Below are 22,610 nucleotides of genomic sequence, written 5' to 3'. Positions count from 1 at the left end.
GTCTTTTGCCTGGGTCTGAGGTTAGTTGACGAGTTCGTCTGGTTTCGGGACAGGCTGTCCCTTGAAGCCGAGCGGCAAGCCAGCATTCGCGGTAAACCCGTACAGCTCTTCACCGGGAAGGGCTTCGCTCAGAATGGCGCGGATTGCGAGCAGTTTTTCAAGATCGATATTGGTATCAATGCCCATCGACTCGAACATGAACACAATGTCCTCAGTGACGATGTTTCCGCTGGCACCAGGGGAGGTTGGGCAACCGCCCAGACCTGCCAGTGACGCGTCAAATGTTGTGATGCCTTCTTCGTAAGCCGCGAGCGCATTCGCGAGGCCCAGCCCGCGCGTATTGTGCAGGTGAACACCCGTGAGGTTCTCGTTACCAACGGTCGCGCGGACCGCCCTGATAAGCTGGCGAATGGATTTCGGGTCGCCATAGCCTGTCGTATCAGACAGACCGACTTCATCGCATCCGGCCGCCATCAGGCGTTCAGAGAGTTTGAGAATCTGAGCTTCCGGAATTGGCCCCTCAATCGTGCAGCCAAATGCCGTTGATAGAGATCCTTCAAAGTGTGGACGTTTGCCTTCTGGCAGCGTGGCGATCAGGTCCGCAATAGCCTTGGCTTCGTCAATCACCTGATCATGTGTGCGGCGAATGTTGCGGATAGAGTGTGTCTCGCTGACGGAGAGCGGAATGGTCAGCTTGTCGGCGCCAGCATCCAGCGCCATTTGAGCGCCTTTCAGATTCGGCACAAGCACGGCCACTTCAAGACCCGGAATGGTTTTGGCGAAACGCACCACGTCTCCGGTATCAGCCATTTGCGGCAGGAGTTTCGGTGAGACGAAACTCCCGACCTCGATTTCTTCCACGCCAGCGTCGACAGCGGCCTGAATCCAGCGCTTCTTGTCTTCCAGCGGCATGATCTGTTTGCAGTTCTGAAGTCCGTCGCGTGGGCCAACTTCGCTGATGAGAACTTTGCTCATATTATTATCTCCCGCAGCATATACTTTCGGGACGTACAGGCCGGAGCCTGAGCGTCATCCTTGCTCCATTGTAGCTGTAGTGGTGGCTGCCAAAGCTGTCGTGCAGAGGTCGCTGAATAACCGTTCTACGAAAATGCGGGCCAGCCTATCAAATATTCGAAAATGTAAAGCGCCGCGAAAAAACTATGCTTCGCGGCGCTCTGGAATGCGATTTGGGCGGCAGGTCTAGAGCTGTCCTGCGGCTGCGCGGCCTGCCAGTTTTCCGAGTGATGTTGCGGTCAGAAGTCCGTTGCCAGCCATGTAGCCATCTGCGCCATCACCTGAAATGCCGCGTGCTGCGCCGCCCGCTGCGAACAGGTTCGGGAATGGCGTGCCGTCCTGTGCCATCACGCGCGCATCGCCATCGACAGCGAGACCGCCTTGGGTATGGAACAGAGCGCCGACGACTTTGGCAACATAGAATGGTCCTTTCAGCGGCGGCTTGCCGGTGAAGTCGCGGCCAAATTCATCATGCCGGGTGCCAATGACCATCTCTTCAACATCTGCCAGGGTTTGCTTGAGCGCATCGGCTGGCAGGTTGGCCTTTTCTGCCAATTCCTCAATTGTGTCAGCCGATTGTACCGCACCTGCCTTGAGTGCGTCCTGATAATCGTCAAAGGCCAGCATCAGGTCGTGAAGACGCTGATCGAAGATGGACCAGGCGGCATGACCCGGTTGTGCATTCACCTTGGCGGCCTGCTCTGAATAGCCGGACGCCTCGTTGGAGAACCGCTCACCATTGCGGTTTACCTGAAAGCCGCCTTCCATGATCAGTGGCCAGAGGATTGGAATTCCGTGGCCGGCGGCAAGTCCGCCATGTCCCTGATAGGCGCTCATGTCTTCGAGTTTCGCCCCCAGCTCTTCGCCCCAGCGAATGGCATCGCCCTTATTGCCGGGATGACCGTGATAAGTTGCAGCAGCCATTTCCGGAATCCACTGCGCAACCATGTCCGCGTCGCCGCCAAAGCCGCAACACGCGAGAATGACCGCATCACAGGTGGCGGTTTCAACTGAGCCATCCGGGCGGGAGAATTCAACACCGGTAATCGTTTTGTCATCATGCAGAAGTCGGGTCACCGTCGCTTCCGTCAGGATAATGACGTCACTGGCTTCGCATGCTTCCTGAAGGGAGCCCATGAGCTCACCGCCTGTGCGGTGCGGTGTGCCATACATGCGCATGGCCGTGTGTCCCGGATAGAGGAACCCACCGATCAGAGAGAGCGGGATGTTGTGTTTATCGCGCAGCCAGGAAATCGTTTCTGCCGATTCCTGCCCGAGTTTGAGGGCGATGGATTCATCTGCCTTGCCTTTGGTCTTCGCCATGACATCGCTGGCGAAGCGTTCCGGGCTGTCATCAATCCCCTGTTCGGCCTGTTCAGGCGTTCCCGCTGCCGGGATGAGCCCTGTCGACATGGCCGTCGATCCCATCGGGACGGCGTCGCGTTCCAGAACAAGCACATCAGCGCCAAGGTCTCGCGCGGCTAGCGCTGCGCACAGCCCCGCGCCACCTGCACCAACAACAATCACCGGGAAATGGAATTCATCACTCATTTTACGACACACTCAGATTGTAGATCCAGGGCCGTGCCAGACGGTCCTTTTCACGAAAGTCAGCGATTTCACCCGCGCGCTTCAGGGTCAGATCAATCGGGTCCAGCCCTTCCAGGAGCATTGTGCGCGCTTCATCTTCAAGGTCAAAGGACCACGCCGTGCCATTCTTCGCCGTAACGGTCTTGGCTTCCAGATCAACCGTGATCGGCCCTTTGGCTTCAGCGATCGGTTGCGGGTCCAGTCGGATCGGCAAAATGCCGTTGCGGACGCAATTGCCATAGAAGATCGGATTGAAACTCGGAGCAATAATGACGCGAATACCATACTCAGCCAGCGCCCAGGCTGCGTGTTCGCGACTCGAACCGCACCCCATATTCTCGCCGGTCAGCAGGATTTCCGCGCCCTGGTATTTCTCTTTGTTCAGGACAAAGTCCGGGTTCGGATCGCGCCCGCCGATTTCCTGATAACGCCAGCCTGCAAAAAGGCCGCCCGAGAGACCTGTCTTTGAAACGGACTTCATCTCCCGGGAAGGAATGATGAGGTCAGTGTCGATATTGTTCACAATCAGCGGGATTGCGACGGAGGTGACTTGTCGGATCGGTGTCATGCCGGGTCTCCATTCGCAAAGAGGCGCGGGTCGGTAATGCGGCCCATAATGGCTGAGGCGGCGACGGTTTCAGGGGAGGCCAGATGCGAGCGGGTCTTTGGTCCCTGACGGCTTTCAAAATTGCGGTTGGTCGAGGTGACCACGCGCTCTTCTGCGCCGAAACTCTCACCGCCCGCAAAGAAGCACATGGAGCAACCGGATTCGCGCCATTCAAAGCCAGCATCGCGGAAGACCTGATCAAGGCCTTCAGCTTCAGCCTGTGCTTTCACCGTAGTCGATCCGGGGACACAAATCGCCTTCACATGATCGGCAACCTTGCGGCCCTTCAGGATTTTCGCTGCGCGTCGCAGGTCTGACAGACGACTATTGGTGCATGAGCCGATAAAGGCCGCATCAATCGTCAGCGTGTTCAGAGGCTTACCTGCTTTCAGGTCCATATAGCTCAGGGCGCGGCTATAGATTTCCTTGGAATCGCGATGCGATACGGCCTTGAATTGCGGAACAGGTGCATTGATTGGAGCCGTCTGTTGCGGACTGACGCCCCAGCTGATCATTGGTGTGATGTCTTCTGCCGCCAGCGCAATATCGATGTCATATTCAGCGTCTTCATCAGAGGCGAGCGTTTGCCAGGAAGCAATGGCCTTGTCCCAGTCCTCGCCCTTCGGCGCGTAAGGGCGGTCTTTCAGATATTCGAACACCTTTTCATCAGGTGCGATGATGGCGGAGAAGGCTGCGAGTTCGGTCGCCATATTGCAAAGCGTCAGTCGCCCTTCGACTTCAAGGTCACGGACGGCAGAACCGGCGTACTCGACAATATGTCCGCGTGCACCGGAAGAGCCGATTTCGGAAATAATATACAGCGCCAGGTCTTTTGCCGTGACGCCCGGTGCCAGTTCACCATCGACGCTGATGCGCATGGTTTTCGGTTTGCTGACACGTAAGGTGGAGGTCGCAACCGCATGTTCTGCTTCCGATGAACCAATGCCCCATGCGAGCCCACCCAGCGCGCCTTGCGAGCAGGTGTGACTATCCGGGCAGACCAGCGTTGCACCCGGCAAAATGATGCCAAGCTCGGGTGAAATGACGTGCACAATACCCTGACGGGCGTCATTCAGGTCGAAGAGTGTGATGCCAGCTGCTTTTGCAGCTTCACGCGTCGTGACGATGAAATCACGGCCTGTTGGCATCAGCGTGTTGTCATTTCGTCCCGGCAAGGTGTCCACGATATGGTCCATTGTTGCGAAGATCTGCGAAGGATCATTCGGAGCCCGTCCGCTCGCCTCGAGACTCTTCAGCGCAACGCCACCGGTGCGCTCGTGCAACAAGATGCGATCGATCAGGACGAGGTCTGTACCGCCGCCGATTTCAGCGACGCGGTGCATGTCCCAGATCTTCTCGAAAATGGTTTTGCCCATATTATTGTGTCTCTCTTTCAGGCAAATGTGAATTTGTTTGGCACGATCAGATGCTACAAATCCTGATTGCCATTGCGCGGGGCTTCTCGCCGGTATTCGGCCTACGATTATGAAAATGCGAGACATTTGCGAGTTTTGGTTCTCGCTAGTCGAACAGCCCAAATTACAGCCAAGCAAAACCAAAGGTGACGAGAGAACCTATCCTCAGCTGGCTTCAGCAGTGATGAGTATAGTTGAGGAGAGACGGGGACGTGCAGTCGAACGGGCCACTGACAGGTTTGAAAGTCGTTGAATTCGCACACATGGTCATGGGACCAACAGTTGGGCTTGTGCTCGCTGATCTGGGTGCTGACGTTATCAAGGTCGAGCCGATTGGCGGCGACAAAACGCGCCGACTGAAAGGATCCGGCTCTGGCTATTTTGCGATGTATAATCGCAACAAGAAAAGCATCTGTCTCGATCTCAAATCCGAGCGCGGCAAGGAAGTCGCGAAAAAGCTGATCGCTGACGCGGACGTCTTCGTCGAGAATTTTCGCCCGGGTGCTCTGGACAAGCTTGGCTTCGGTTATGCCGACCTCAGCGCTGACAATGAAAAGCTTATCTATTGTTCCGAAAAGGGCTTTCTTGCAGGCCCATATGAGAAGCGTACGGCGCTCGATGAAGTCGCTCAGATGATGGGTGGCCTCGCCTATATGACAGGTCCGCCAGGACGCCCTCTACGTGCTGGCGCGTCGGTGATTGATGTCACAGGCGGAATGTTTGGCGCGATTGCGGTGCTTGCGGCGTTGCGTGAACGCGACGTGACGGGCAAGGGTCAGCAGGTTCAGGCGTCGCTCTATGAGACCACCGCCTTTCTGGTGGGTCAGCACATGGCGCAGTATGGCGTGACCGGGACACCGGCCGCGCCAATGCCAGCACGTATTTCAGCCTGGGCGGTTTATGATGTTTTCGATGCCAAAGACGGAGAGAAAGTCTTTGTTGGCGTTGTGACAGACGGCCAGTGGACAAAGTTCTGCGAAGCGTTCGGTCTGGATGACTGGGCGAAGGATGAGAGCCTCGCCATCAACAATGAGCGGGTTGCACGCCGTGATGAGGTCATTCCACGCCTTCGCGAGCTTTTCCTGACTTATGACAAGTCGACCCTGATGGAGAAGCTGGAAACCATCGGTCTGCCATTTGCTCCGATCGCAAAGCCGGAGGATTTGTTCGAGGACCCTCACCTCAACGCCAAGGGTGGTTTGCTGGAAATGGAATTGCCGGAAGGCAATCGGATCAAACTGCCTGCGCTGCCTGTTCAAATGGGCTCGGGGCGTCCAGGTCTGCGCAATAGTCCGCCGAAACCGGGCGCAAACACAGCCGATATCATGCGTGAGCTCGGCTATAGCGAGCAGGATATCCAGGACGCGATGGCCACTGGCTATGCGGGCAGCGACGAGTAGTCAGCCAGCTTATTGATATCGAAAAGAAAAGGCGCTTCGGTTGGAAGCGCCTTTTTTGCTATGCGAAGAGGGGCGCGCGATCAGACGACCGCACAAATCGTCTTCCACTCCAGATAATTGTCGAGCGCCGTGACGCCGCTGTCGCGGCCATAACCGGACTGACGCACGCCGCCAATTGGCAGAGATGCATCGAACATGGAGTGCGCATTCAGCCAGACCGTGCCAGCCTGCAGAACGCGCGAAATGCGATGCGCGGAGGAAAAGTCCGTCGTCCAGACGCTGGCAGCCAGACCGAAGTCTGTATCGTTCGCCATATCAATTGCGTCTGCTGTATCCTCAAACGGTGTGGCCACGATCACCGGACCAAACACTTCGTCCCGATTGATCGGCGAAGACTGGCCGACATCCGTCACAACAGCCGGTTTGATGAATGTGCCGTTATCGCCGAACTGACCGCCACCAAGTGCGCTGCCGCCCGCTTTGCACGCGTCATCAATATAGGACTGGATCTTGTCAGCCTGAACGCGCGAAACCACCGGTCCCATGACCGTATCCGGGTTGAGGCCGTGTCCCATCTGCATTTTGGAGCCGTATTCGGCGATGCCTTCGATCACTTTGTCATAGATGTCTTTGTGGATGTAGGCGCGGGAATTGGCGACGCAGACCTGACCGGCGTTGAAGAAAATGCCATTGGCGAGCCCTGGGATCACAAGGTCCAGATCAGCATCCTTCAGAACAACGGCTGGCGACTTACCGCCCAGCTCGAGGGACACGCGTTTCAGGTTCGATTTGCTGGCATCCACAATGGCACGGCCGGTGGCTGTCGAGCCGGTAAAGGCGATCTTGTCGACATCCATATGGCTGGCAAGCGCAGAGCCGGCCTCATGGCCATAGCCGGTGACGACATTCAGAGCACCTGGTGGCAGGCCCGCTTCAAGCGCGAGCTCGCCGAGCCGCAAGGCTGTGAGTGACGTTGCTTCTGCCGGTTTCAGGACGACTGTGCATCCGGCGGCAAGCGCAGGTGCCACTTTCATGGCGGTCAGAACCAGCGGTGAGTTCCACGGTACGATAGCGCCAATAACGCCCATGGGTTCGCGCAAGGTCCAGGCGTGAACATCACGGCCTTCAGGCTGGTACTCGACAGATGGAGAGATCGTCTTGCCTTCAATGGCCTGACAAAGTCCGGCAAAGAAACGGAATTGCTTCGCGGCACTTGGGATCTCGGCCCAGCGCGACACGCTGTAAGGCTTGCCCTGATCCAGCGTTTCCAGTTCAGACAGCTCTTCGACGTTTTCGTCGATCAGGTCGCCCAGGCGGTGCAGGACAAGCGCACGCTTGCGCGGTGTGAGCTTGCCCCATCCAGGAAGGGCTTTGCGCGCAGCGGCCACAGCGGCATCGACCTCATAGGCCGCGCCGCGCCCGATTTGCGCAATTTCTTTTCCCGATGCCGGGTCCTGCACGGGAATGGTTTCGCCCGTCTGAGCGCTGACCCACTCGCCATTGATAAGCATAGGAAGCGCTTTGGCGCCTGCCAGCATGTCAGCGGCGCGCTTTGTTTTAGGCGGACTAAAAGGAAGGATATCAGTCATTCAGACCTCATTGGAGACGTTTCTGTTGCTGCAATCGCAGCCTTCAGTGAATTCTGGAATGATATGTTTTGGCACAGGAGTTCGCGTGTGCTTGCGCGAGGATTTGGCATATCCGGCTGGCGGATAATTTCAGCTTCGAGGGACACATCACTGCTCTGGGATTCGATATTCGACACGATGGCGATGGCTTTGCAACGCCCGATTGATCACAGCAGGACGACTCATAATGACAGATTCTCTCGGCTGGCGCATGAAGTTCGCGGTCATAGCACCGTCCACGAACACAAGCGTCCAACCAGAATATGACGATATGCGCCCCTGGGGTGTGACCAACCATTTCGAGCGCATCCATATTCCGGACACCAAGGTCGTCGACGACGACTCTTTCATGGTGATGCTGAACAATATCCGCAATGCGACACTGGACAGCGTCGACACAGCCATGACGATGGACCCGGGTTGCCTTGTAATGGGCATGTCCGCGGAAACCTTCTGGGATGGCGCAGACGGCGCTGAAAAGCTCCAGAAGAAAATGGAAGCCAAGACAAACGGTGTTCCGGTTGTCATGGGCTCGCACGCAGTTGATGCCGCGATCAAGGCTTATGGTGGCATCAAAAAGCTTGGCATTATCACGCCTTATGCGCCCGTAGGTGATGCCAATGTGAAGCGTTATTTTGAAGACATTGGCTATGAGGTGGTCAATCTCAAAGGCCTCGCCTCGCCATCGCCCATGCAGATTGCACATGAGCCGCCTCAAAAGCTGAAACATGCCGCGATTGAGGTCTCTGAAGGCGTGGATGCCATCATTCAGTGCGGCACCAACCTCGCGTTTGCGAAGGTGGCAGCCATGGCTGAATTCTGGCTCGAAAAACCGGTGATCGCCATCAACACGGCGACCTATTGGCACGCACTGCGCAGCATGGGCATCACTGATCGCGTTACCGGCTTCGGCCGACTATTGGAAGAGTACTGAAAATGATGGAATACGATTACGTTCCGCTACCGAAACGAGGCAAACTGGAATGGCCAGAGGGCAAGCGCGTTGCTCTGATCATGACGTTCAACCTCGAAACCTGGGACCTCATCAAAGATACCGATGAGCCATACTATGCGGGCGGTCCTCCAAACCTTCCAGCAGTTCTGCCGGGCAACAAGCCTGACTTCCCGAACTACACCTGGCGTGAATATGGCCAGCGTGTCGGTATCTGGCGTCTGTTCAAACTGTTCGACGAAATGGGCGTTCCGGCATCCTGCACGACCAACGCGGTCACGTTTGAGCGTCGCAAGGACATGGTGGATGCCTGCCTTGAACGCGGCTGGGAACTGCTGGCGCACAACTGGGAACAGGGCGAGCTGCTTACCGATTTTGCTCACGACGTCGAGAAAGAAAAAGACGTCATTGATCGTTCGATTGAGATGTATGAGAAGAATGTTGGCCGCAAGCCTGTTGGCTGGCTGTCGTCCTCACTGCGCGGTACGCTCAACACCTGCGCCATTCTCAAGAGCCACGGCTTCAAATTCTATTGCGACATCATGAATGACGATCAGCCATTCCTGATCCGCACGGAAAACGGCCCGATTGTGTCGATCCCTTACTCAAATGAGATCAATGACTTCACGCTGCTGACTCGCCGTAACTTCACGACGAATGAGTATCGTGATTGCCTCATCGAAGAACTGAACGCGCTTTATGCTGAGTCAGAAGAAACCGGTCTCATCATGAATCTGGGTCTGCACCCGCACGTCTCTGGCCGTGCGAACCGGATCCGTGCGCTGCGCGAGTTTATTGCTCATGCCAAGTCGCTGCCGGGTGTCTGGTTTGCAACGCGTGAGCAGCTCGCTGATCACTATATGACCGTGCATGAAACGCACATTCCAGGTCAGCTGAAATAACGACATGTATCAGGACCGGCGCAGCACACTGCGCCGGTTTTCGAATCTGCGGAGGATTGTGTGACCGAGATTAATGACGACTACAAGAAGGCCGGATTCAGTGGCCAGTTAGAGTTCGGCTCTAGTCCGGCCCTGGTGATTGTAGATGTCTGCCGCGCCTATGTTGATGAAGAATGTCCGCTTTATGCCGGGCCAACAGCGAAAACAGCGCTGGAGAACAACGTAAAGCTTCGGGACGCCGCTCATGAGCTCGGCATTCCGGTGATTTTCACAGCCGTTGAATACCATCCAAGCGGCGTGGATGGCGGCCTGTTCTTCAAGAAAGTTCCGGCATTGCGCCATTTCGTCAAAGGTCACCCAATGGCGGAGTTTCTGCCTGAGCTGACGCCTGTCGACAGCGATATCCTGGTCACCAAACAATATCCGTCAGCCTTCGCGGGAACGTCGCTTGCTGCCATGCTGACGGCACTTGGCGTCGATACGGTTATGATCACCGGTTATTCGACGTCCGGCTGTGTCCGGGCCAGTACGCTGGATGCGCTTCAGACCGGTTTTGTGCCGTTTGTCATTGAAGATGCCTGTGCGGACCGGGCCGAGGGGCCTCACAAGTCCAATATTTTCGATTTGCAGGCAAAGTATGCTGAGATTGTCGACACTGACGAGGCGATCTCGCTGATGAAGCGAGCAATTCAGGGAAAATAAGTCTCAAGCATGGGCGTTCGGCAATGGCTTTCTGCTGTTCGCCTGCCGACAACTTTTCTACCGGAGATTCCGGACTAAGAATACCTGAGCAATATAGTAGACATCCTTAGAGAGAGCTGCGTTGGAAAACCTCCGCCAACCTAGCAAGGATGAAGTTAAAAGACGGAAAGTGGTGTCCGAGTTACAGTCTCGCCCCCAACGAGATCTTCGCCCGCTTTCCGTCTGGATTTCCATCCGGCCACCGCAGGTCTGCGGCCACGGTAGAAACTAGAGTAACGAGTAGATATGTCCTCAATTGAACTGTCTGATGCACCCGCTAAGGCCTATAAGGATAAAGGTGAACACAGTCACCTTGTCCCAAAATCCGTAAAAGTTTCCTGGGGTGCTGGCGCACTTGGCGTGGCGCTCCTCATGAATGCGATCGGGTCTCTGGCCCTGTTCTACATGGTTGGCGTTCTCAAGATTGACCCGGTCCTGGCCGGCTCTCTGATCTTTGTCACCAAACTCTTTGATGTTGCGACCGACCCGATTGTTGGTAGCTGGTCGGACCGTGTGAAGTCTGAAACCAGTCGCCGCCGACCATTCCTGTTTGCGGGCGCAATTGTCTCGGCTTTGTCCTTTGCGATGATTTTCACCACGCCGGTTTTCGGAAATCAGCTGTTCACAGCGGCTTATGTGCTGGTCGCGATGATGATCTATGCGTTCGGTTATACGCTGTTCAACGTGCCGTACATGTCCATGCCGTCAGAGATGACGCCGGACTATCACGAGCGTTCGTCCATCCACTCCTATCGCATGGTGTTTGTCTCGCTCGGCGGCTTGCTCGCAGGCGCAGTTGCACCCTTCATGCTTGAAAAAATGGGTCGGACAGAATGGTCGTCTTACGCGACGATCGGCGTTCTGGGCGGCGGCACCATTCTCCTCTTCATGATGATTGCCTGGGCCGGTACGGCGAAAGCGCGTTTCACCGTTGCTCAGAAAGAAACGCCGAAAGTGCTTGCGGAAGTTGGACATGTGTTCACGAACCGCCACTTCATTCGTCTGATCTGCGTGAAGCTGACGCAGCTTCTCGGCGTGGCGTCGTCACAGGCGGCCATGATCTTCTTCATTCTGAATGCGCTACAGCGTGACCTCACTGTGATGACCTATTACGGCATCACCCTGTCCCTGACGGCGATTATTGCGTCTCCGATCTGTGTGCGTATTTCCCGCAAGATCGGTAAGAAGTTCGCTTACACGATTGGCTCTTCTTTCTTCATCCTGACCTGCCTCAGCTGGATGCTGGCTGGTCCGGGTGAGCCAACTTGGGCGATCATGCTGCGTGCTGCAGGCACGGCGATTGCCATGTCCTTCAACGTGATCATGGCGATGTCCATGCTGACGGACATCATCAATTATGACGCTGAGAAGAACGGGATCCGCCGGGAAGGTGTTTTCACGTCCTTCTATAGCTTCGCGGAGAAGTTCACTTACGCTTTCGGTCCGCTCATTGTGGGTGTTGCTCTGTCGATTGCTGGCTTCGATAAGGACCTTCCTGCGGAGGCCATGCAGAGCCCGGCCATTCGCCATGCTGTTCTGCTGGGCGTTTCCTATCTGCCGGGCTTTATGGGGCTCGTCTCTCTCATCATCCTTCTGGGCTATAAGCTCGACAAGGAAGTGCAGGCTGAAGCGCCGAAAAGTTAACCACGCAAAGGCAAGTCACGGACAGAAATCAGAAAAAGGGCAGGCGATCGTCTGCCCTTTTTTGTGATCTGAAAACCGGGTGCAAGTCTGAAACATGCCCATAAAAAAACCAGCCCCGAAGGGCTGGCTTTCATGGATCATATCGCTGAAGGGGCAGATCAGTCGATAGATGCCTGCAGCTCGAGGCTGTTGAACATAGCCTGACCTTTGAGATAATCGCGGCGACGTTCGTCGTCTGCCAGGATGGCGGTCAGGTTTTCCTGATGCTTCTTCTGGGCATCCGCGTCGCCGGACTCCAGGGTCTGTTTGTTCTTGATTGTCTGTGCCTGAACGAAAGCGCGCATGACGCCCTGACGTTTACGCTCATACTGTTTCAGCGGTTCGATGTGATCGCCGCCATCTTTCAGGACCGGGATCAGATTGTCGGTCAGCGTCCAGACATCGTGAATGCCGGAGTTCATGCCAAAGCCGCCCAGCGGATTGTTGAGGTGCGCTGAATCGCCGGCAAGAATCACACGGTTCTCGAAATAGGAATCAGCGACGCGCTGGTGCACGCGATAGATGGTGCGGTGCTCGGTTTTGACGTCCGGATCGCCGATCAGATGCTGGAACACCTGAGACTTTTTCTCGTCGGAAACGATGAAATCATCGAGGCCTTCATGTGCTGGTACGAGAACGCGCCAGACAGACGGCACGCGCAGCAGAACCATCCACTCATTCGGATCTGCCACATAGTTTACATAGGCGAGGTCGTCGAAATGCTTCTCGAGTGGCACCTTCGTGCTGAAGGTGACGAATTTTTCCGGGTAGGTGAAACCTTCAAAGCCGGTGCCGAGCCATTTGCGCGTCGTGGAGTTGGCACCATCACAGGCGATGACGAAGTCAGCCTTATAGGTTTCGATCTCCATCGGAGACTCGACCTGAACCGTGACACCCTTGTCGTCTTGCTCGACCGTCAACAGGCGGCGAGAGAAGAGCACTTCAGCGTGCGGGTGATCAGCCAGTTTCGAGGTCAGAAGGCGCGCCAGTTTGTACTGCTCGCACTGCAGGCGGTAGGGATAGTCGGTCATGTCCGACAGTTCGCTCAGGTCGAAGGAAAACACCTCACCGGACTGACGATTGCGGTACTGGTAAACGGGGGCTTCCAGACCAATTTCACGCAGATCGTCGACAATGCCGAATTCTGACAGCATTTCCAGAGATGGTGGGTGGAAGGTCGAAGCGCGCAGGTCTTCCGGGCAATTCGGATGAGCTTCCAGCAGAATGACATCAATGCCGTTCTGAGCCAGACGATAGGCGGCCGTACTACCGACAGGTCCGGCGCCGACAACGATCACTTTAGCGCGTTTGGTCACGATAGAGTTCCTTCTTTATATTTTCCATGTTCCGCTCTGGCTGTTCAGTCGACAACGATACGCATGTCGACTTTGGCAGCGCCGGCACGTTTTGCTTTTCCTGCCTGATAGCGGGGGTCGTTGAGATAGGATTTGATGGCGTCAGCAGTTGGAAACTTGATGATGACAACACGCTGCCCGACGGCCACGTCACCTTCCATCACGTCGGTGACTTCGCTTTTAACGATGGCTTCTCCGCCATAGCTGGCAGACAGCCCGTCAATCGCTTGCACATACTGACGAAATCCATCCGGATTGTTGATATCTACCGTCGCAACAATAAAGGCTGCCATCAGACGAAAAGTCCTTTCCCTGCTATTGTGCATATGTCTGCCTGATATCCCGACTTAAAACGCGGGCATTCAGCGAACTGTTCGGAGAGCGACCAAGCTTCCTTCAGGCGAGACGGGCACGCAGGACAGCGAAGGAACTGACGAGCGTGAGCGCGAGGACGACGCCCGCGAGCATGAAAGGCGCAGAAGGTCCTGCGAAGTCATAGATCAGCCCGGCAAGCGCGGGCCCGGCAACGCGTCCGAAACTGGCGGCAGACTGCATCACGCCAAGCGCGGAGCCCTGCTCATCAGCAGAGGCTGCAAGTGACGTCAGTCCTGACAGGGCCGGGTTCACGGTCGAGAAGCCTGAAGCAATGATGCACATACCGAGAATGGCCTGAGGCAGGGCCGTGGACGAGCCCACAACGAACATGCCGACGGTCAGAAAGCAAAGCGCCAGCATGAGCATGCCGCGTTCTCCGAGCTTCTTTGCCAGGAGGCCAGCGCCAGCAAACTGGACGATAGCGCCAATGGTGCCCATCACGGCAAAGATAAGTCCGATTCGTGATGGCGGAAGATGCAGAACGTCATCGGCAAAGATGGCGAAGGTCGATTCCATTTTCGACAGCGCAAGCGAGGTGATCAGGGAAAGGATAATCGGAAAGGCAAGGGCCGGGTCCCGTAAGAGCGTAAGATTGCTGCGGACGGCGACAGGGGTCGCGTCTGCAGACGGCTCATGGCGTTTGCGCGTTTCTGGCAGGATGAAGAGCGTCAGAATACCGCCAAAGCCCATCATCGCGGCTCCGGCAATACAGACGCGCGCGAAGGCGTCGACACCCGGATCATTGCCGGCTGCAAATCCGCCGATTGCGGGCCCAAGAATGAAGCCGAGCGAAAAACCAGCGCCAACCATGCCCATCACACGGGTGCGGTTTTCAGCATTGGAGATGTCAGCGGCGACAGCAAATGCGACGGAGAAACTGCCCGAGGCGAGTCCGCAGATGAAGCGGGCAAAGATCAGGAGCCACGGTGTAACCGCGAACACATTCAATGCGGTCAGAACAGCGCCGACGAGCAGACTGATGACGAGAACATTGCGTCGGCCATAGCGGTCGGAAATCTTGCCCCAGAGGGGGCTGGCGATGAGTTGTCCGAGAGAAAAGGAGGCGATGGAAAGGGCGATTTCAGTCGCGTTGGCGTCGATCGCCTTGCCGTAAATCGCAAACACCGGAAACATGAAGCCGAAACCGGCGATCGTCACGAAGTTGATGACGATGATGGCGATTAACGCTCGTGTATTGGCATTCATGAAAGTTCCCCGCACCCCAGTTTTCGTTGGTTTAAACCAACGTACTGACCGCCATCGATGCGAGAAAAATGGCGGTCAGTATTGGTGGCAATTTCAATTAGTCGTCAGACGATATTCCAGCCATAGCATTGAGAATCCGGGCCGAAACAACGCGGCCTTTCTCATTCAGTTCTTTCTGAAATTCTTCGTCTGGCTCGTAACGATCAATCTCTTCAGAGATGTCGATGCCGCGCTCTGCGAGGATTTTTTCCATGATGAACTGACGGTCAGCAACAACCCAAAGCTCTTGTGTCAGCGTAATCAGTGCTTCAGCGAGAGCCGCTGTGTCCGACTCAAGCAGCGTGGTTCGAGTCGGGTGGTTGTATGACTTCGGATCGGCAATCATTCCGGTTTACGTCCTTTTACGATGTATGGGTAACTGTTTGGTGGGAGGCCTTCGGCGGTCACATCGACAAAGCCGGCTTCGCGAGCGACTTCAGCCAGGTCGAGGCTGGCTGACTCACGCCAGTACGGTTCGCCGCCAAGGCGGGCACCGAAGTCCGCTTTCCAGACACCGAGTTTGTCCATGTCTGCGTAACGTGTCACGTCACTCATGATCATGTCGCCACCTGGTTTCAGAACGCGGAAAGCTTCCTTGAAAGTCTGCTTGATGGTCTCAGCAGGAATTTCGTGCAGCAGGATGTAAGACGCAGCCAGATCGAAGGTCTCGTCTTCAAAGCCTGTGTCTTCTGCAGGGCGCTGGTAGAGATGCCATGTCCAGCCGCTTGCATTGGCGAGGCGACGAGCCTGTTCCAGTGTGCGGATAGACAGATCGACGCCGTGGATTTCTGCATCAGGATAAACCGTTTGCAGAGCACGCGTGAAGTGACCAGTTGAGCAGCCCATGTCGAGGATCTTGTCGTAGTGATCCTTTGGCGCCATGCCGGCAACCATTTCGCGCTGCTTCCAGATGCCGCCCGGGAAGAAATTCTTCACGAGGCGAGAGTGTACCAGGTCAGCGTGGATAAAGCCCTGATATTCATGGTCTTCCCAGCCGCCTGCCGTGCGGTGGAAATTCACACCTTCATAATAACCTGGCGCGCCTTCCTTGGAATTGTCTTCCAGCGTGCTTGGGCCATCATCATACTTTTTGAGGATCGGTTCGATTTCGTCGCGGATTTCCTCGAATGCTTCGCGGGCAACAAGACCGTGATAGGTCGCATGCCATTCGCCGACCGCTTGCTGAACGCGGTATGGGCGGAAGCCGAGCATGCTTTGCTCGATGCGGGCGCTACGCTGGTCCAGATCATCTGGCAGTGCCGCAGGGTCTGGAACGACGCGGTGGAGTTCCTGTTCAACCGTGTCACGAACCTTTGCGGCGCCGAACCCGAAATTGCTGAGGAAGTCGACAGACGCTCGGCCGCGCTGTTTCAGTTTGGAGGTGAGTTCAGTGCTCATTTTTGCAGATCCTCTTCTTTTAATTTGTAGCCGGACAACAGGAAGATGGAGAGTAGTCCCATCGCGGCCGGAATATAGGCAATCCCGAGCAGGAGCGCCTGGCGAATTTCGGGCGATGTCATTTCTTCTGGCGGCAGATTCTGGTCGAAACCTGCAAGGCCAAGGGCAACACCCACAATGAGCGGGCCGAAAGCAAAGGTGAACTTCTCGGTGAAGCTGTAGAACGCCGTGTAGACACCTTCGCGACGGACGCCGGTCTTCTTGGCATCGTGGTTGATAATATCGGTCAGCATGGACATAGCCATGATGATGTTACCACTTGCCGAGAAAGAGAGACAGGCCGAACGCAGAATGTAGGACCAGAGCGGCTCTCCGGCCTGACCGAGCGTCCAGCTTGCGACCACAACCACATAGACCAATGCGGCGAGGATATAGGTTTTACTTTTCCCGATGCGCTTCGAAATCCGTACGACCAGCGGAACGAAGAGCAGGGAGACAATCCCGACGACAATGCCGCTATAGACCATGAACGTCATGTCGCGCTGAAGGACATTCAGCAGGAAGAAAATACCGGCAGCCTGGGCGGATGCGATACCGATCAGCTGACAGGCCTTTACGCCGAGCAGGCGGATGAAGTGCCGGTTGGAAAACACATGGCCGAGCTCCTGGAAAATGCGAGGAACGTCTTCAGCCGCGTGAGTGAACTTGGCTTTGCCGGTTGATTTCCATGCCACCAGCATGCTGGCCGTGATGATGATGCCGCCGCCAATGCCGACATAGAAATAGGACATCCACTCGAGCCGACCCATCTGATCGAGAATGAAAGGGGCCAATGCGCCTGCAACCAGATTGGCAATTGAAATATACACCATGCGATAGCCGTGGATGGATGAGCGCTCGTGATAATTGTCGGTCATCTCGGCTGGCATAGCCATGTAGGGCACGTTGAAGATTGTATAGCCAAGCGTATAAATCATCATTGCGACGAATACGTATGCCGCCCGCATCCACTGGCTCTCAAACATGGGCGTTGTGAAAATCAGGATGAAAGACAGGCCCGACAAGACGGCTCCGACGAGGAGAAATGGACGGCGGCGGCTTTTGTCGGAGCGAATACTATCGCTCCAGCGCCCGACGACCGGGTCCGAAATTACGTCAAAGATCTTGGTCACAAAGATCAATGTGCCGGCAAGCATCGGATTAATTTTCAGGACGCTGACCATGTAGAACAGGGCGAGCATGCCGATTGAGTTCATCAGGATGGCAACGCCCAGCGCGCCGGTTGCCCAGCCAATCTTGATCTTCTTTGAAACTTCGGGCTCGGAGATCAGCGGCGGGACCGCATTTTCGTCTACTACGACTGTCATTTGGCGATCGCCTCCATGTCCGATGAGCTGAGGGCACGCCAGTCGGAATCCGTGGGCGCACGTCCTGCCTTGATGGCAGAGATGAATGTTTCAATGCTGGAATTCAGCTCATCGACTGCAGGCTGCGCGGTGGCGCCTTCAGGTGCGATCCGGCAATATGCGCCGTTGAAGTTGTGATCCATGCCATCGAAAACGAGACCGTAGGCAAGGGCCGGGTCGGCCGCATCATAAGCGGCCAGATGCGCCTGCCATTCATCGATGAAGCCGGGAAGAATGTCCGTTGTCCCGGTGACGATCAGAGCTGGAACATCAAGCTCGGAATAGCCCTCGAGACTGATCAGGCCATCCATGGCACCTGGCGGAGAGATGCCGAGCACAGCTTTTGGCTTGAGCGTGCCTTCCGGCAAGGTCCAGTCCGGATTTTCCGGAACCACACCGCCAGCAATCAGGGCGATCAGAGCGCCATAGGAATGGCCCGCAGCAATCTGGACGTCAGAGAAGGTCAGATTTTCAAACGTGAAACCATCTGCGGCAAACATGTCTGACAGAAGCTGGTAGTCTTCAACGCGAAAGACGCGGCTGTCATCCTGATCGAAGGTATCGCGCTTTGGATGAAGTTCTGAATCGATGTGAAGCGGCGCGACGACCACATACCCTTTTTCAGCCCAGTCCTTGAGCAGGACATCATACCGGTCATAGGTTGCATTCGCGCCATGTGAGAAAATGATCAGCGAGCAGGGCGAGCAATCCGTTTCCGGCAGAAATGCGCGAACAGAAATGTCGCGTCTATCGGGGGAGGTAAGACTGAAGTCTTTTTCGTTTGAGCCAGCTTCCGACAGCGTCTCATAGGACTCTGCTGTTGCGGGTTGCTCCGTCACAGAAGCGCAGGACATGACGGCGAACGTCAACGCCAGTATAGATGGGCGAATGAGCATGCTGTCTGCGTCTCCCGTGTGCAATCAGGCTTGGATTTGCCTGACTTTCCCGAACGCAGCTTGGCAGATGAATACCCAGTTCGAACGCGGTTTTTCCAACTATTCGCCTGTCGAATTCTAATGTTCATCTGGAAGAATAACTGATCTGGAGAGTCTATTATTTCCTTGAACAAATTTAGAAGCGGGGTGCGGAAATGTTCAAAAAAATCTTCACTGCAGGATGTTTGGTAACGGCTGCCTGTACAGCGACGACGGCAACAACAGATGCGCCGTCAGAAATGACCGCAGCAGAAGGCGAAGCGCTGTACATGAAACGCTTCAATGCTCTGCGCGACAAGACCGGTGCAACGGGTCTGCCTGCTTATGACAATCTGAAACCTGTCGCGGGCGCCGAAGACTGGAAACCCCTGCCGAAATCAGAAGATCCTTATGCGGTGGTTTCGAAAGACGCACTTGATGCTGCCATCGACTACGCTTCGAAAAACAACACCTTTTCGCTGATGGTCTGGAAAGACGGCGAGATGATCTCTGAAACCTATTTCGGGGAGACCACCGAGACCACGCCGCTTGTTTCGAAATCGCTGGCCAAGCCGCTCGGCGTGGTGGCGGTCGGGCGGGCTATCAAGCTCGGTTATATCGACTCTCTCGATCAATCCATGTCGGATTTCATCACGGAATGGAAAGGTACGCCGAAAGAGGCGATCCGTATTCGCGATGTACTCGGCATGCATTCGGGACTTCTGCCGCAGGCGGCAGCGTTTGAGCCGGACAATGTGCTCAACCGTGCCTATCTTCACCCCTTCCATGATCGTGTGATCATCGAAGATTATCCGATGGTGACAGAGCCTGGCGAAACCTATGCTTATTCAAACGCGAACGGGGATCTCGTGGCACCTCTGATCGAACGTGCGACCGGTATGCGTTATGGCGAATGGCTGACGACAGCAATCTTTGAGCCATTGGGCGCTCAGGGCGGTGAAATCTGGATGAACCGTGATGGCGGCGTGCCGCATGCGGGTTGCTGCATTCTTCTGCCAGCGGACACGTTCATGCGGCTCGCAATCGTCCTCGTTCAGGACGGCGAATGGAAAGACGAGGCATTCCTCTCGGAGGCCTTTGTCGAAGAGATCAAAAAGCCGGGTCCTGATTATGCCAATGCCGGAATGGGTGTTTATCTCGGTACGCCATATAAGGAACGCCTCAGCCCGACGGGCGCGAAGGACGCTTTTTCCGGAACATTGCAAACTGAGCCGTATCTCGCCGATGACCTGTTCAGTTTTGACGGTAACTCCAATCAGATCGCCTATATGGTCCCGTCTGAAAATCTTGTGATTTTTCGCATGGGAACATGGCCACCAAAAGAACCGGAATGGGATAATTCCTATCTGGCGAACGTTATCCTGAAAGACTTGCAGGACTGATCTGTTCGAATAATTGAGCGGACTTAGAGCCCGGTGATCTTTGGATCGCCGGGCTTTTCTTTTGAGCGCAGTTAGAAAAGAAAAAGCCCGCAACCAGATGGCTGCGGGCTTTTCTGTGTCAGCAAAAGTGCTGCCTAGAATGTGTACTTCGCTGTCACACCGAAGGAGCGGCGTGGACCGTAGAAGGTCTGATATGTGTTCCCGAACGGGATCAGGACGACATACGCGTTGGAGACATATTCTTCGTCGGTCAGGTTTTTGACCCAGACGCTGAGGTCGAGGTTCTCCCATTGCAGAGCGGCACGTGCGCCGAGCAATGTCCGGGCTGGAATGGTCGCGAGGTTGGCTGATGTTGCGTAGAACTCACTCTGCCATGTCACGTCACCGCGAACATAATAAGACGCGCCCCAGGCCTGGAGATCGTTTTCCCACTGAACACCGAGCGACGCTTGTGTTTGCGGTGTACGCTCAATCTCATTGCCACCGACGTCGCCAGAAGAGTCACAGATAATGTCATCGCATGGCGCTGGTGTGCGACGGAAGCGAGCGTCGATTGTGCCGTCGCTATATGTGCCATCTGCGTGAGAGAATGTCCCATCGAAGCTCAGATTCTCAGTAGCATAGAACGCTGCATCAGCTTCCACACCGATAACCGTCGCATCGCCGAGGTTCAGCGTGATGGTGACTGCGTCCGGATCCGGAGAGCTTGGATCTGGCGAGTTAAGTTGCAGATTTGTCCAGTCTGTATAGAAGAATGCGCCGTTCAGAACGAGGCGTCCGTCCATGAAAACGTTTTTCGCACCGAGCTCGTAAGTCCAGTTAAACTCTTCATCAAAGACGCGGTATTCTTCGGCCACTGCGGTCGGGTTGAAGCCGCCGGCTTTAGCGCCGCGTGCGGCGGACGCGTAGATCAGCGTGTCGCCTGTCAGGTCGTGCTCCAGAGTGAAGCGCGGCGTGATGACGTCAAAGGTCTCGTTCAATACAAGGCCAGACGTGTTATTGGTGGCAGTCAGATCCGTTTCTGAATACCGGACCTCTGCGCCAATACGTGTTAGACCGTTCGGAAGAGAGTATTGTGCTTCAGCAAAGATGGAGCTGACTTCCGTTTCAGTCGTTGCATCAGAAAGCGTAAAACCAGATGTTTCCGGTGCATCTGGAAGGCTATACTGATAGTCATCCGACAGATCAGGGACGCCGACATTGTCGAAGAGGTAGTCGTCAGTACCTTCGCTGTAAAACAGACCGAAGGCTGCGCGGAACGAGTCACCGGAGTAATCGAGTTTAACTTCGTGAGAGTCGTATTTGATGCCGCCGATTGGCGCATTCTGGAAGGTACATGTCCCGCCGCAGTCGGTTGGGTCCGGCATCGTCATGTTGGCGATATCAACTTCGCCTTCAATGTGGCCGAACATATAGCTAATCTCGATATCATCCGTTAGATCATAACCCGCGCGGAAGCGATAAATGTCTGTATTGGACTGAACTGAATAGGCACGAGGATCGACAGCCACATCTCCCGGAGGTGAAGGCAGTTCGCCGCAGAGCAGGCTTTCAGCGTAATAACGCGTTGCGCCGCAATTCATCTGATATGCCGTTTCCGCATACTGGGTGTTGGCGCCCATTTCACGGCTGATGTCGAAGTTGAAATAACCAGCATCAATGGTCAGGCCGTCGATTGGCTCAGCCGCAAGCGTGAAGGATGCAGATTCATTGTCCCAACCACCAAGGTTGCCACTGGTGCCGGGATTAAGGTCAAGGTCTGCGTAAGGGTGAGCATTTTCCCAGGATCCATCATAATCAGAGTGAACCAGGGAGGCTCCAATTGCGACGCGATCAGAGAGCGGCATGGCTGCTGAGAAGCCCATATCGAAGCGCTCGTCCGATCCGATCGTTGTGAAGATCGAGCCGCTTGGTCCATCCATGCCAAGCTCTGCCTTGCGTGGAATGTAGTTGATGGCGCCGGCGAACGCGTTGCGGCCATAACGCGCCGATTGCGGGCCTTTGACCACTTCGATCCGGGACATCGCAGATGTGCCGACATCGATCGCCCATGAACGCGGAATATAAATGCCGTCAAAGAAGGTGGACACGTTTGATTCAAGCGCTGTGACGCGGGTCTGCGATTGACCCCGGATCACAGGTGTACCGAAACCGCCTGAGAAATTCTCGAAACTGAAACCACTCGTAAAGCGTGCAATGTCCTCGAGGCTCGCAATGCTTTTGGAATCCAGCGCTTCTTCGTCGAGCGCTGTAATGGCGAGCGGAACATCCTGAATGCTTTCGGCCCGGTTACGCGTGGTAACCGTAACGGTCTGCATTTTTCTTGTTTCGTCCTGCTCTGCAGATGCGTCCTGCGCAAATGCCGTCGAAGCCAGCCCGGTGAGACTTCCCAGCGATACTGCAGAGAGCAGCAGCGCTTTCAAGTATGGAATATGAGTCTGTTGTCTCATCATTTTCCGCCTTTGCCATGTTAAACACACCCAGGGCCGTCCCCCTGGAAAATGACGATCTTTCGATCTGGCAAAAAGACTGACAGAAACGTGATATTCGCTTTTCTGCGTGTTGAATTTGTTCGGCGTGCG

Annotated in this window: 19 protein-coding genes; 6 read left to right on the top strand and 13 right to left on the bottom strand. The window is 55.4% G+C overall.

What is annotated here, in order from left to right:
- Nucleotides 1–21: 21 nt before the first annotated feature.
- From ACFQDM_RS06395 to leuC, 4 genes are all read right to left on the bottom strand, one after another.
- Nucleotides 22–975 carry a hydroxymethylglutaryl-CoA lyase gene (locus tag ACFQDM_RS06395; RefSeq protein WP_377376973.1) on the bottom strand — a complete coding sequence of 318 codons (954 nt, stop codon included), beginning with the start codon at nt 973–975 and terminating at the stop codon, nt 22–24.
- A 225-nt stretch (nt 976–1,200) separates the two neighbouring features.
- Nucleotides 1,201–2,565 (bottom strand): FAD-dependent oxidoreductase, encoded by a 1,365-nt coding sequence (locus tag ACFQDM_RS06390; protein ID WP_377376971.1) that lies wholly within the window; start codon nt 2,563–2,565, stop codon nt 1,201–1,203.
- Between the two features lies 1 nt (nt 2,566).
- Nucleotides 2,567–3,172, bottom strand: coding sequence for a 3-isopropylmalate dehydratase small subunit (gene leuD, locus ACFQDM_RS06385; protein WP_377376968.1), 606 nt, complete (start codon nt 3,170–3,172; stop codon nt 2,567–2,569).
- Entirely contained in the window at nt 3,169–4,587 is a 1,419-nt protein-coding gene (leuC, locus tag ACFQDM_RS06380; protein WP_377376966.1) for a 3-isopropylmalate dehydratase large subunit, read from the bottom strand. Before leuC ends, leuD begins: the two co-directional genes overlap by 4 nt.
- A gap of 302 nt (nt 4,588–4,889) precedes the next feature.
- On the opposite strand from leuC, the gene ACFQDM_RS06375 reads away from it, so the two are divergent.
- Complete coding sequence (locus ACFQDM_RS06375) at nt 4,890–6,026, top strand: CaiB/BaiF CoA transferase family protein (protein ID WP_377377125.1); 1,137 nt, start codon at nt 4,890–4,892, stop codon at nt 6,024–6,026.
- A gap of 80 nt (nt 6,027–6,106) precedes the next feature.
- On the opposite strand, the gene ACFQDM_RS06370 is transcribed toward ACFQDM_RS06375, so the two are convergent.
- Nucleotides 6,107–7,615, bottom strand: coding sequence for an aldehyde dehydrogenase family protein (locus ACFQDM_RS06370; RefSeq protein ID WP_377376964.1), 1,509 nt, complete (start codon nt 7,613–7,615; stop codon nt 6,107–6,109).
- Nucleotides 7,616–7,841: 226 nt separating this feature from the next.
- Here ACFQDM_RS06370 and ACFQDM_RS06365 point away from each other — a divergent pair, with 226 nt between their 5' ends.
- The 4 genes from ACFQDM_RS06365 to ACFQDM_RS06350 all read left to right on the top strand — a co-directional run bounded on the left by ACFQDM_RS06365 (nt 7,842) and on the right by ACFQDM_RS06350 (nt 11,893).
- Complete coding sequence (locus ACFQDM_RS06365) at nt 7,842–8,588, top strand: maleate cis-trans isomerase family protein (protein ID WP_377376961.1); 747 nt, start codon at nt 7,842–7,844, stop codon at nt 8,586–8,588.
- Nucleotides 8,589–8,590: 2 nt separating this feature from the next.
- On the top strand, nt 8,591–9,508 hold the full coding sequence (locus ACFQDM_RS06360; protein WP_377376959.1) for a polysaccharide deacetylase: 918 nt from the start codon (nt 8,591–8,593) through the stop codon (nt 9,506–9,508).
- 60 nt (nt 9,509–9,568) lie between these two features.
- Nucleotides 9,569–10,210 (top strand): isochorismatase family protein, encoded by a 642-nt coding sequence (locus tag ACFQDM_RS06355; protein ID WP_377376957.1) that lies wholly within the window; start codon nt 9,569–9,571, stop codon nt 10,208–10,210.
- 285 nt (nt 10,211–10,495) lie between these two features.
- A complete protein-coding gene (locus ACFQDM_RS06350; RefSeq protein ID WP_377376955.1) occupies nt 10,496–11,893 on the top strand; it encodes an MFS transporter in 1,398 nt (465 codons plus the stop codon).
- A gap of 158 nt (nt 11,894–12,051) precedes the next feature.
- On the opposite strand, the gene ACFQDM_RS06345 is transcribed toward ACFQDM_RS06350, so the two are convergent.
- The 7 genes from ACFQDM_RS06345 to ACFQDM_RS06315 form a co-directional block, all read right to left on the bottom strand.
- Entirely contained in the window at nt 12,052–13,248 is a 1,197-nt protein-coding gene (locus tag ACFQDM_RS06345) for an FAD-dependent oxidoreductase (RefSeq protein ID WP_377376953.1), read from the bottom strand.
- Between the two features lie 44 nt (nt 13,249–13,292).
- On the bottom strand, nt 13,293–13,580 hold the full coding sequence (locus tag ACFQDM_RS06340) for a DUF1330 domain-containing protein (protein ID WP_377376951.1): 288 nt from the start codon (nt 13,578–13,580) through the stop codon (nt 13,293–13,295).
- Nucleotides 13,581–13,683: 103 nt separating this feature from the next.
- Nucleotides 13,684–14,868 (bottom strand): MFS transporter, encoded by a 1,185-nt coding sequence (locus ACFQDM_RS06335; protein ID WP_377376949.1) that lies wholly within the window; start codon nt 14,866–14,868, stop codon nt 13,684–13,686.
- 97 nt (nt 14,869–14,965) lie between these two features.
- Nucleotides 14,966–15,253, bottom strand: coding sequence for a hypothetical protein (locus tag ACFQDM_RS06330; RefSeq protein ID WP_377376946.1), 288 nt, complete (start codon nt 15,251–15,253; stop codon nt 14,966–14,968).
- A complete protein-coding gene (locus ACFQDM_RS06325) occupies nt 15,250–16,305 on the bottom strand; it encodes a class I SAM-dependent methyltransferase (RefSeq protein ID WP_377376943.1) in 1,056 nt (351 codons plus the stop codon). Before ACFQDM_RS06325 ends, ACFQDM_RS06330 begins: the two co-directional genes overlap by 4 nt.
- Nucleotides 16,302–17,672, bottom strand: coding sequence for an MFS transporter (locus tag ACFQDM_RS06320; protein WP_377376940.1), 1,371 nt, complete (start codon nt 17,670–17,672; stop codon nt 16,302–16,304). The genes ACFQDM_RS06325 and ACFQDM_RS06320 overlap by 4 nt, the downstream gene beginning before the upstream one ends.
- Nucleotides 17,669–18,607: an alpha/beta hydrolase family protein gene (locus tag ACFQDM_RS06315; RefSeq protein ID WP_377376937.1), complete on the bottom strand. Its 939-nt coding sequence runs from the start codon at nt 18,605–18,607 to the stop codon at nt 17,669–17,671. The genes ACFQDM_RS06320 and ACFQDM_RS06315 overlap by 4 nt, the downstream gene beginning before the upstream one ends.
- Before the next feature lie 224 nt (nt 18,608–18,831).
- Between ACFQDM_RS06315 and ACFQDM_RS06310 the strand changes: the two genes are divergently transcribed.
- Nucleotides 18,832–20,028 (top strand): serine hydrolase domain-containing protein, encoded by a 1,197-nt coding sequence (locus ACFQDM_RS06310; RefSeq protein WP_377376934.1) that lies wholly within the window; start codon nt 18,832–18,834, stop codon nt 20,026–20,028.
- 134 nt (nt 20,029–20,162) lie between these two features.
- Here the strand turns inward: ACFQDM_RS06310 and ACFQDM_RS06305 are convergent, their stop codons facing one another.
- Nucleotides 20,163–22,478, bottom strand: coding sequence for a TonB-dependent receptor (locus tag ACFQDM_RS06305; RefSeq protein WP_377376931.1), 2,316 nt, complete (start codon nt 22,476–22,478; stop codon nt 20,163–20,165).
- Between the last annotated feature and the right edge of the window lie 132 nt (nt 22,479–22,610).

The sequence above is a fragment of the Ponticaulis profundi genome (genome assembly GCF_042659465.1).
In the GTDB taxonomy this organism is placed as follows: Bacteria; Pseudomonadota; Alphaproteobacteria; order Caulobacterales; family Hyphomonadaceae; genus Ponticaulis; species Ponticaulis profundi.
The sequence above is the reverse complement of the archived record's forward strand: the minus strand, read 5'-3'. Positions and strand labels throughout refer to the sequence as shown.

Excerpts from the sequence above, each read along its gene's own strand:
- ACFQDM_RS06395 (WP_377376973.1), bottom strand. The coding sequence starts at position 975 with ATGAGCAAAGTTCTCATCAGCGAAGTTGGCCCACGCGACGGACTTCAG.
- ACFQDM_RS06370 (WP_377376964.1), bottom strand. The coding sequence starts at position 7,615 with ATGACTGATATCCTTCCTTTTAGTCCGCCTAAAACAAAGCGCGCCGCT.
- ACFQDM_RS06335 (WP_377376949.1), bottom strand. The coding sequence starts at position 14,868 with ATGAATGCCAATACACGAGCGTTAATCGCCATCATCGTCATCAACTTC.
- ACFQDM_RS06340 (WP_377376951.1), bottom strand. The coding sequence starts at position 13,580 with ATGGCAGCCTTTATTGTTGCGACGGTAGATATCAACAATCCGGATGGA.
- ACFQDM_RS06330 (WP_377376946.1), bottom strand. The coding sequence starts at position 15,253 with ATGATTGCCGATCCGAAGTCATACAACCACCCGACTCGAACCACGCTG.
- ACFQDM_RS06320 (WP_377376940.1), bottom strand. The coding sequence starts at position 17,672 with ATGACAGTCGTAGTAGACGAAAATGCGGTCCCGCCGCTGATCTCCGAG.
- ACFQDM_RS06350 (WP_377376955.1), top strand. The coding sequence starts at position 10,496 with ATGTCCTCAATTGAACTGTCTGATGCACCCGCTAAGGCCTATAAGGAT.
- ACFQDM_RS06305 (WP_377376931.1), bottom strand. The coding sequence starts at position 22,478 with ATGAGACAACAGACTCATATTCCATACTTGAAAGCGCTGCTGCTCTCT.
- ACFQDM_RS06390 (WP_377376971.1), bottom strand. The coding sequence starts at position 2,565 with ATGAGTGATGAATTCCATTTCCCGGTGATTGTTGTTGGTGCAGGTGGC.
- ACFQDM_RS06315 (WP_377376937.1), bottom strand. The coding sequence starts at position 18,607 with ATGCTCATTCGCCCATCTATACTGGCGTTGACGTTCGCCGTCATGTCC.
- leuD (WP_377376968.1), bottom strand. The coding sequence starts at position 3,172 with ATGACACCGATCCGACAAGTCACCTCCGTCGCAATCCCGCTGATTGTG.
- ACFQDM_RS06365 (WP_377376961.1), top strand. The coding sequence starts at position 7,842 with ATGACAGATTCTCTCGGCTGGCGCATGAAGTTCGCGGTCATAGCACCG.
- leuC (WP_377376966.1), bottom strand. The coding sequence starts at position 4,587 with ATGGGCAAAACCATTTTCGAGAAGATCTGGGACATGCACCGCGTCGCT.
- ACFQDM_RS06325 (WP_377376943.1), bottom strand. The coding sequence starts at position 16,305 with ATGAGCACTGAACTCACCTCCAAACTGAAACAGCGCGGCCGAGCGTCT.
- ACFQDM_RS06360 (WP_377376959.1), top strand. The coding sequence starts at position 8,591 with ATGATGGAATACGATTACGTTCCGCTACCGAAACGAGGCAAACTGGAA.
- ACFQDM_RS06375 (WP_377377125.1), top strand. The coding sequence starts at position 4,890 with ATGGTCATGGGACCAACAGTTGGGCTTGTGCTCGCTGATCTGGGTGCT.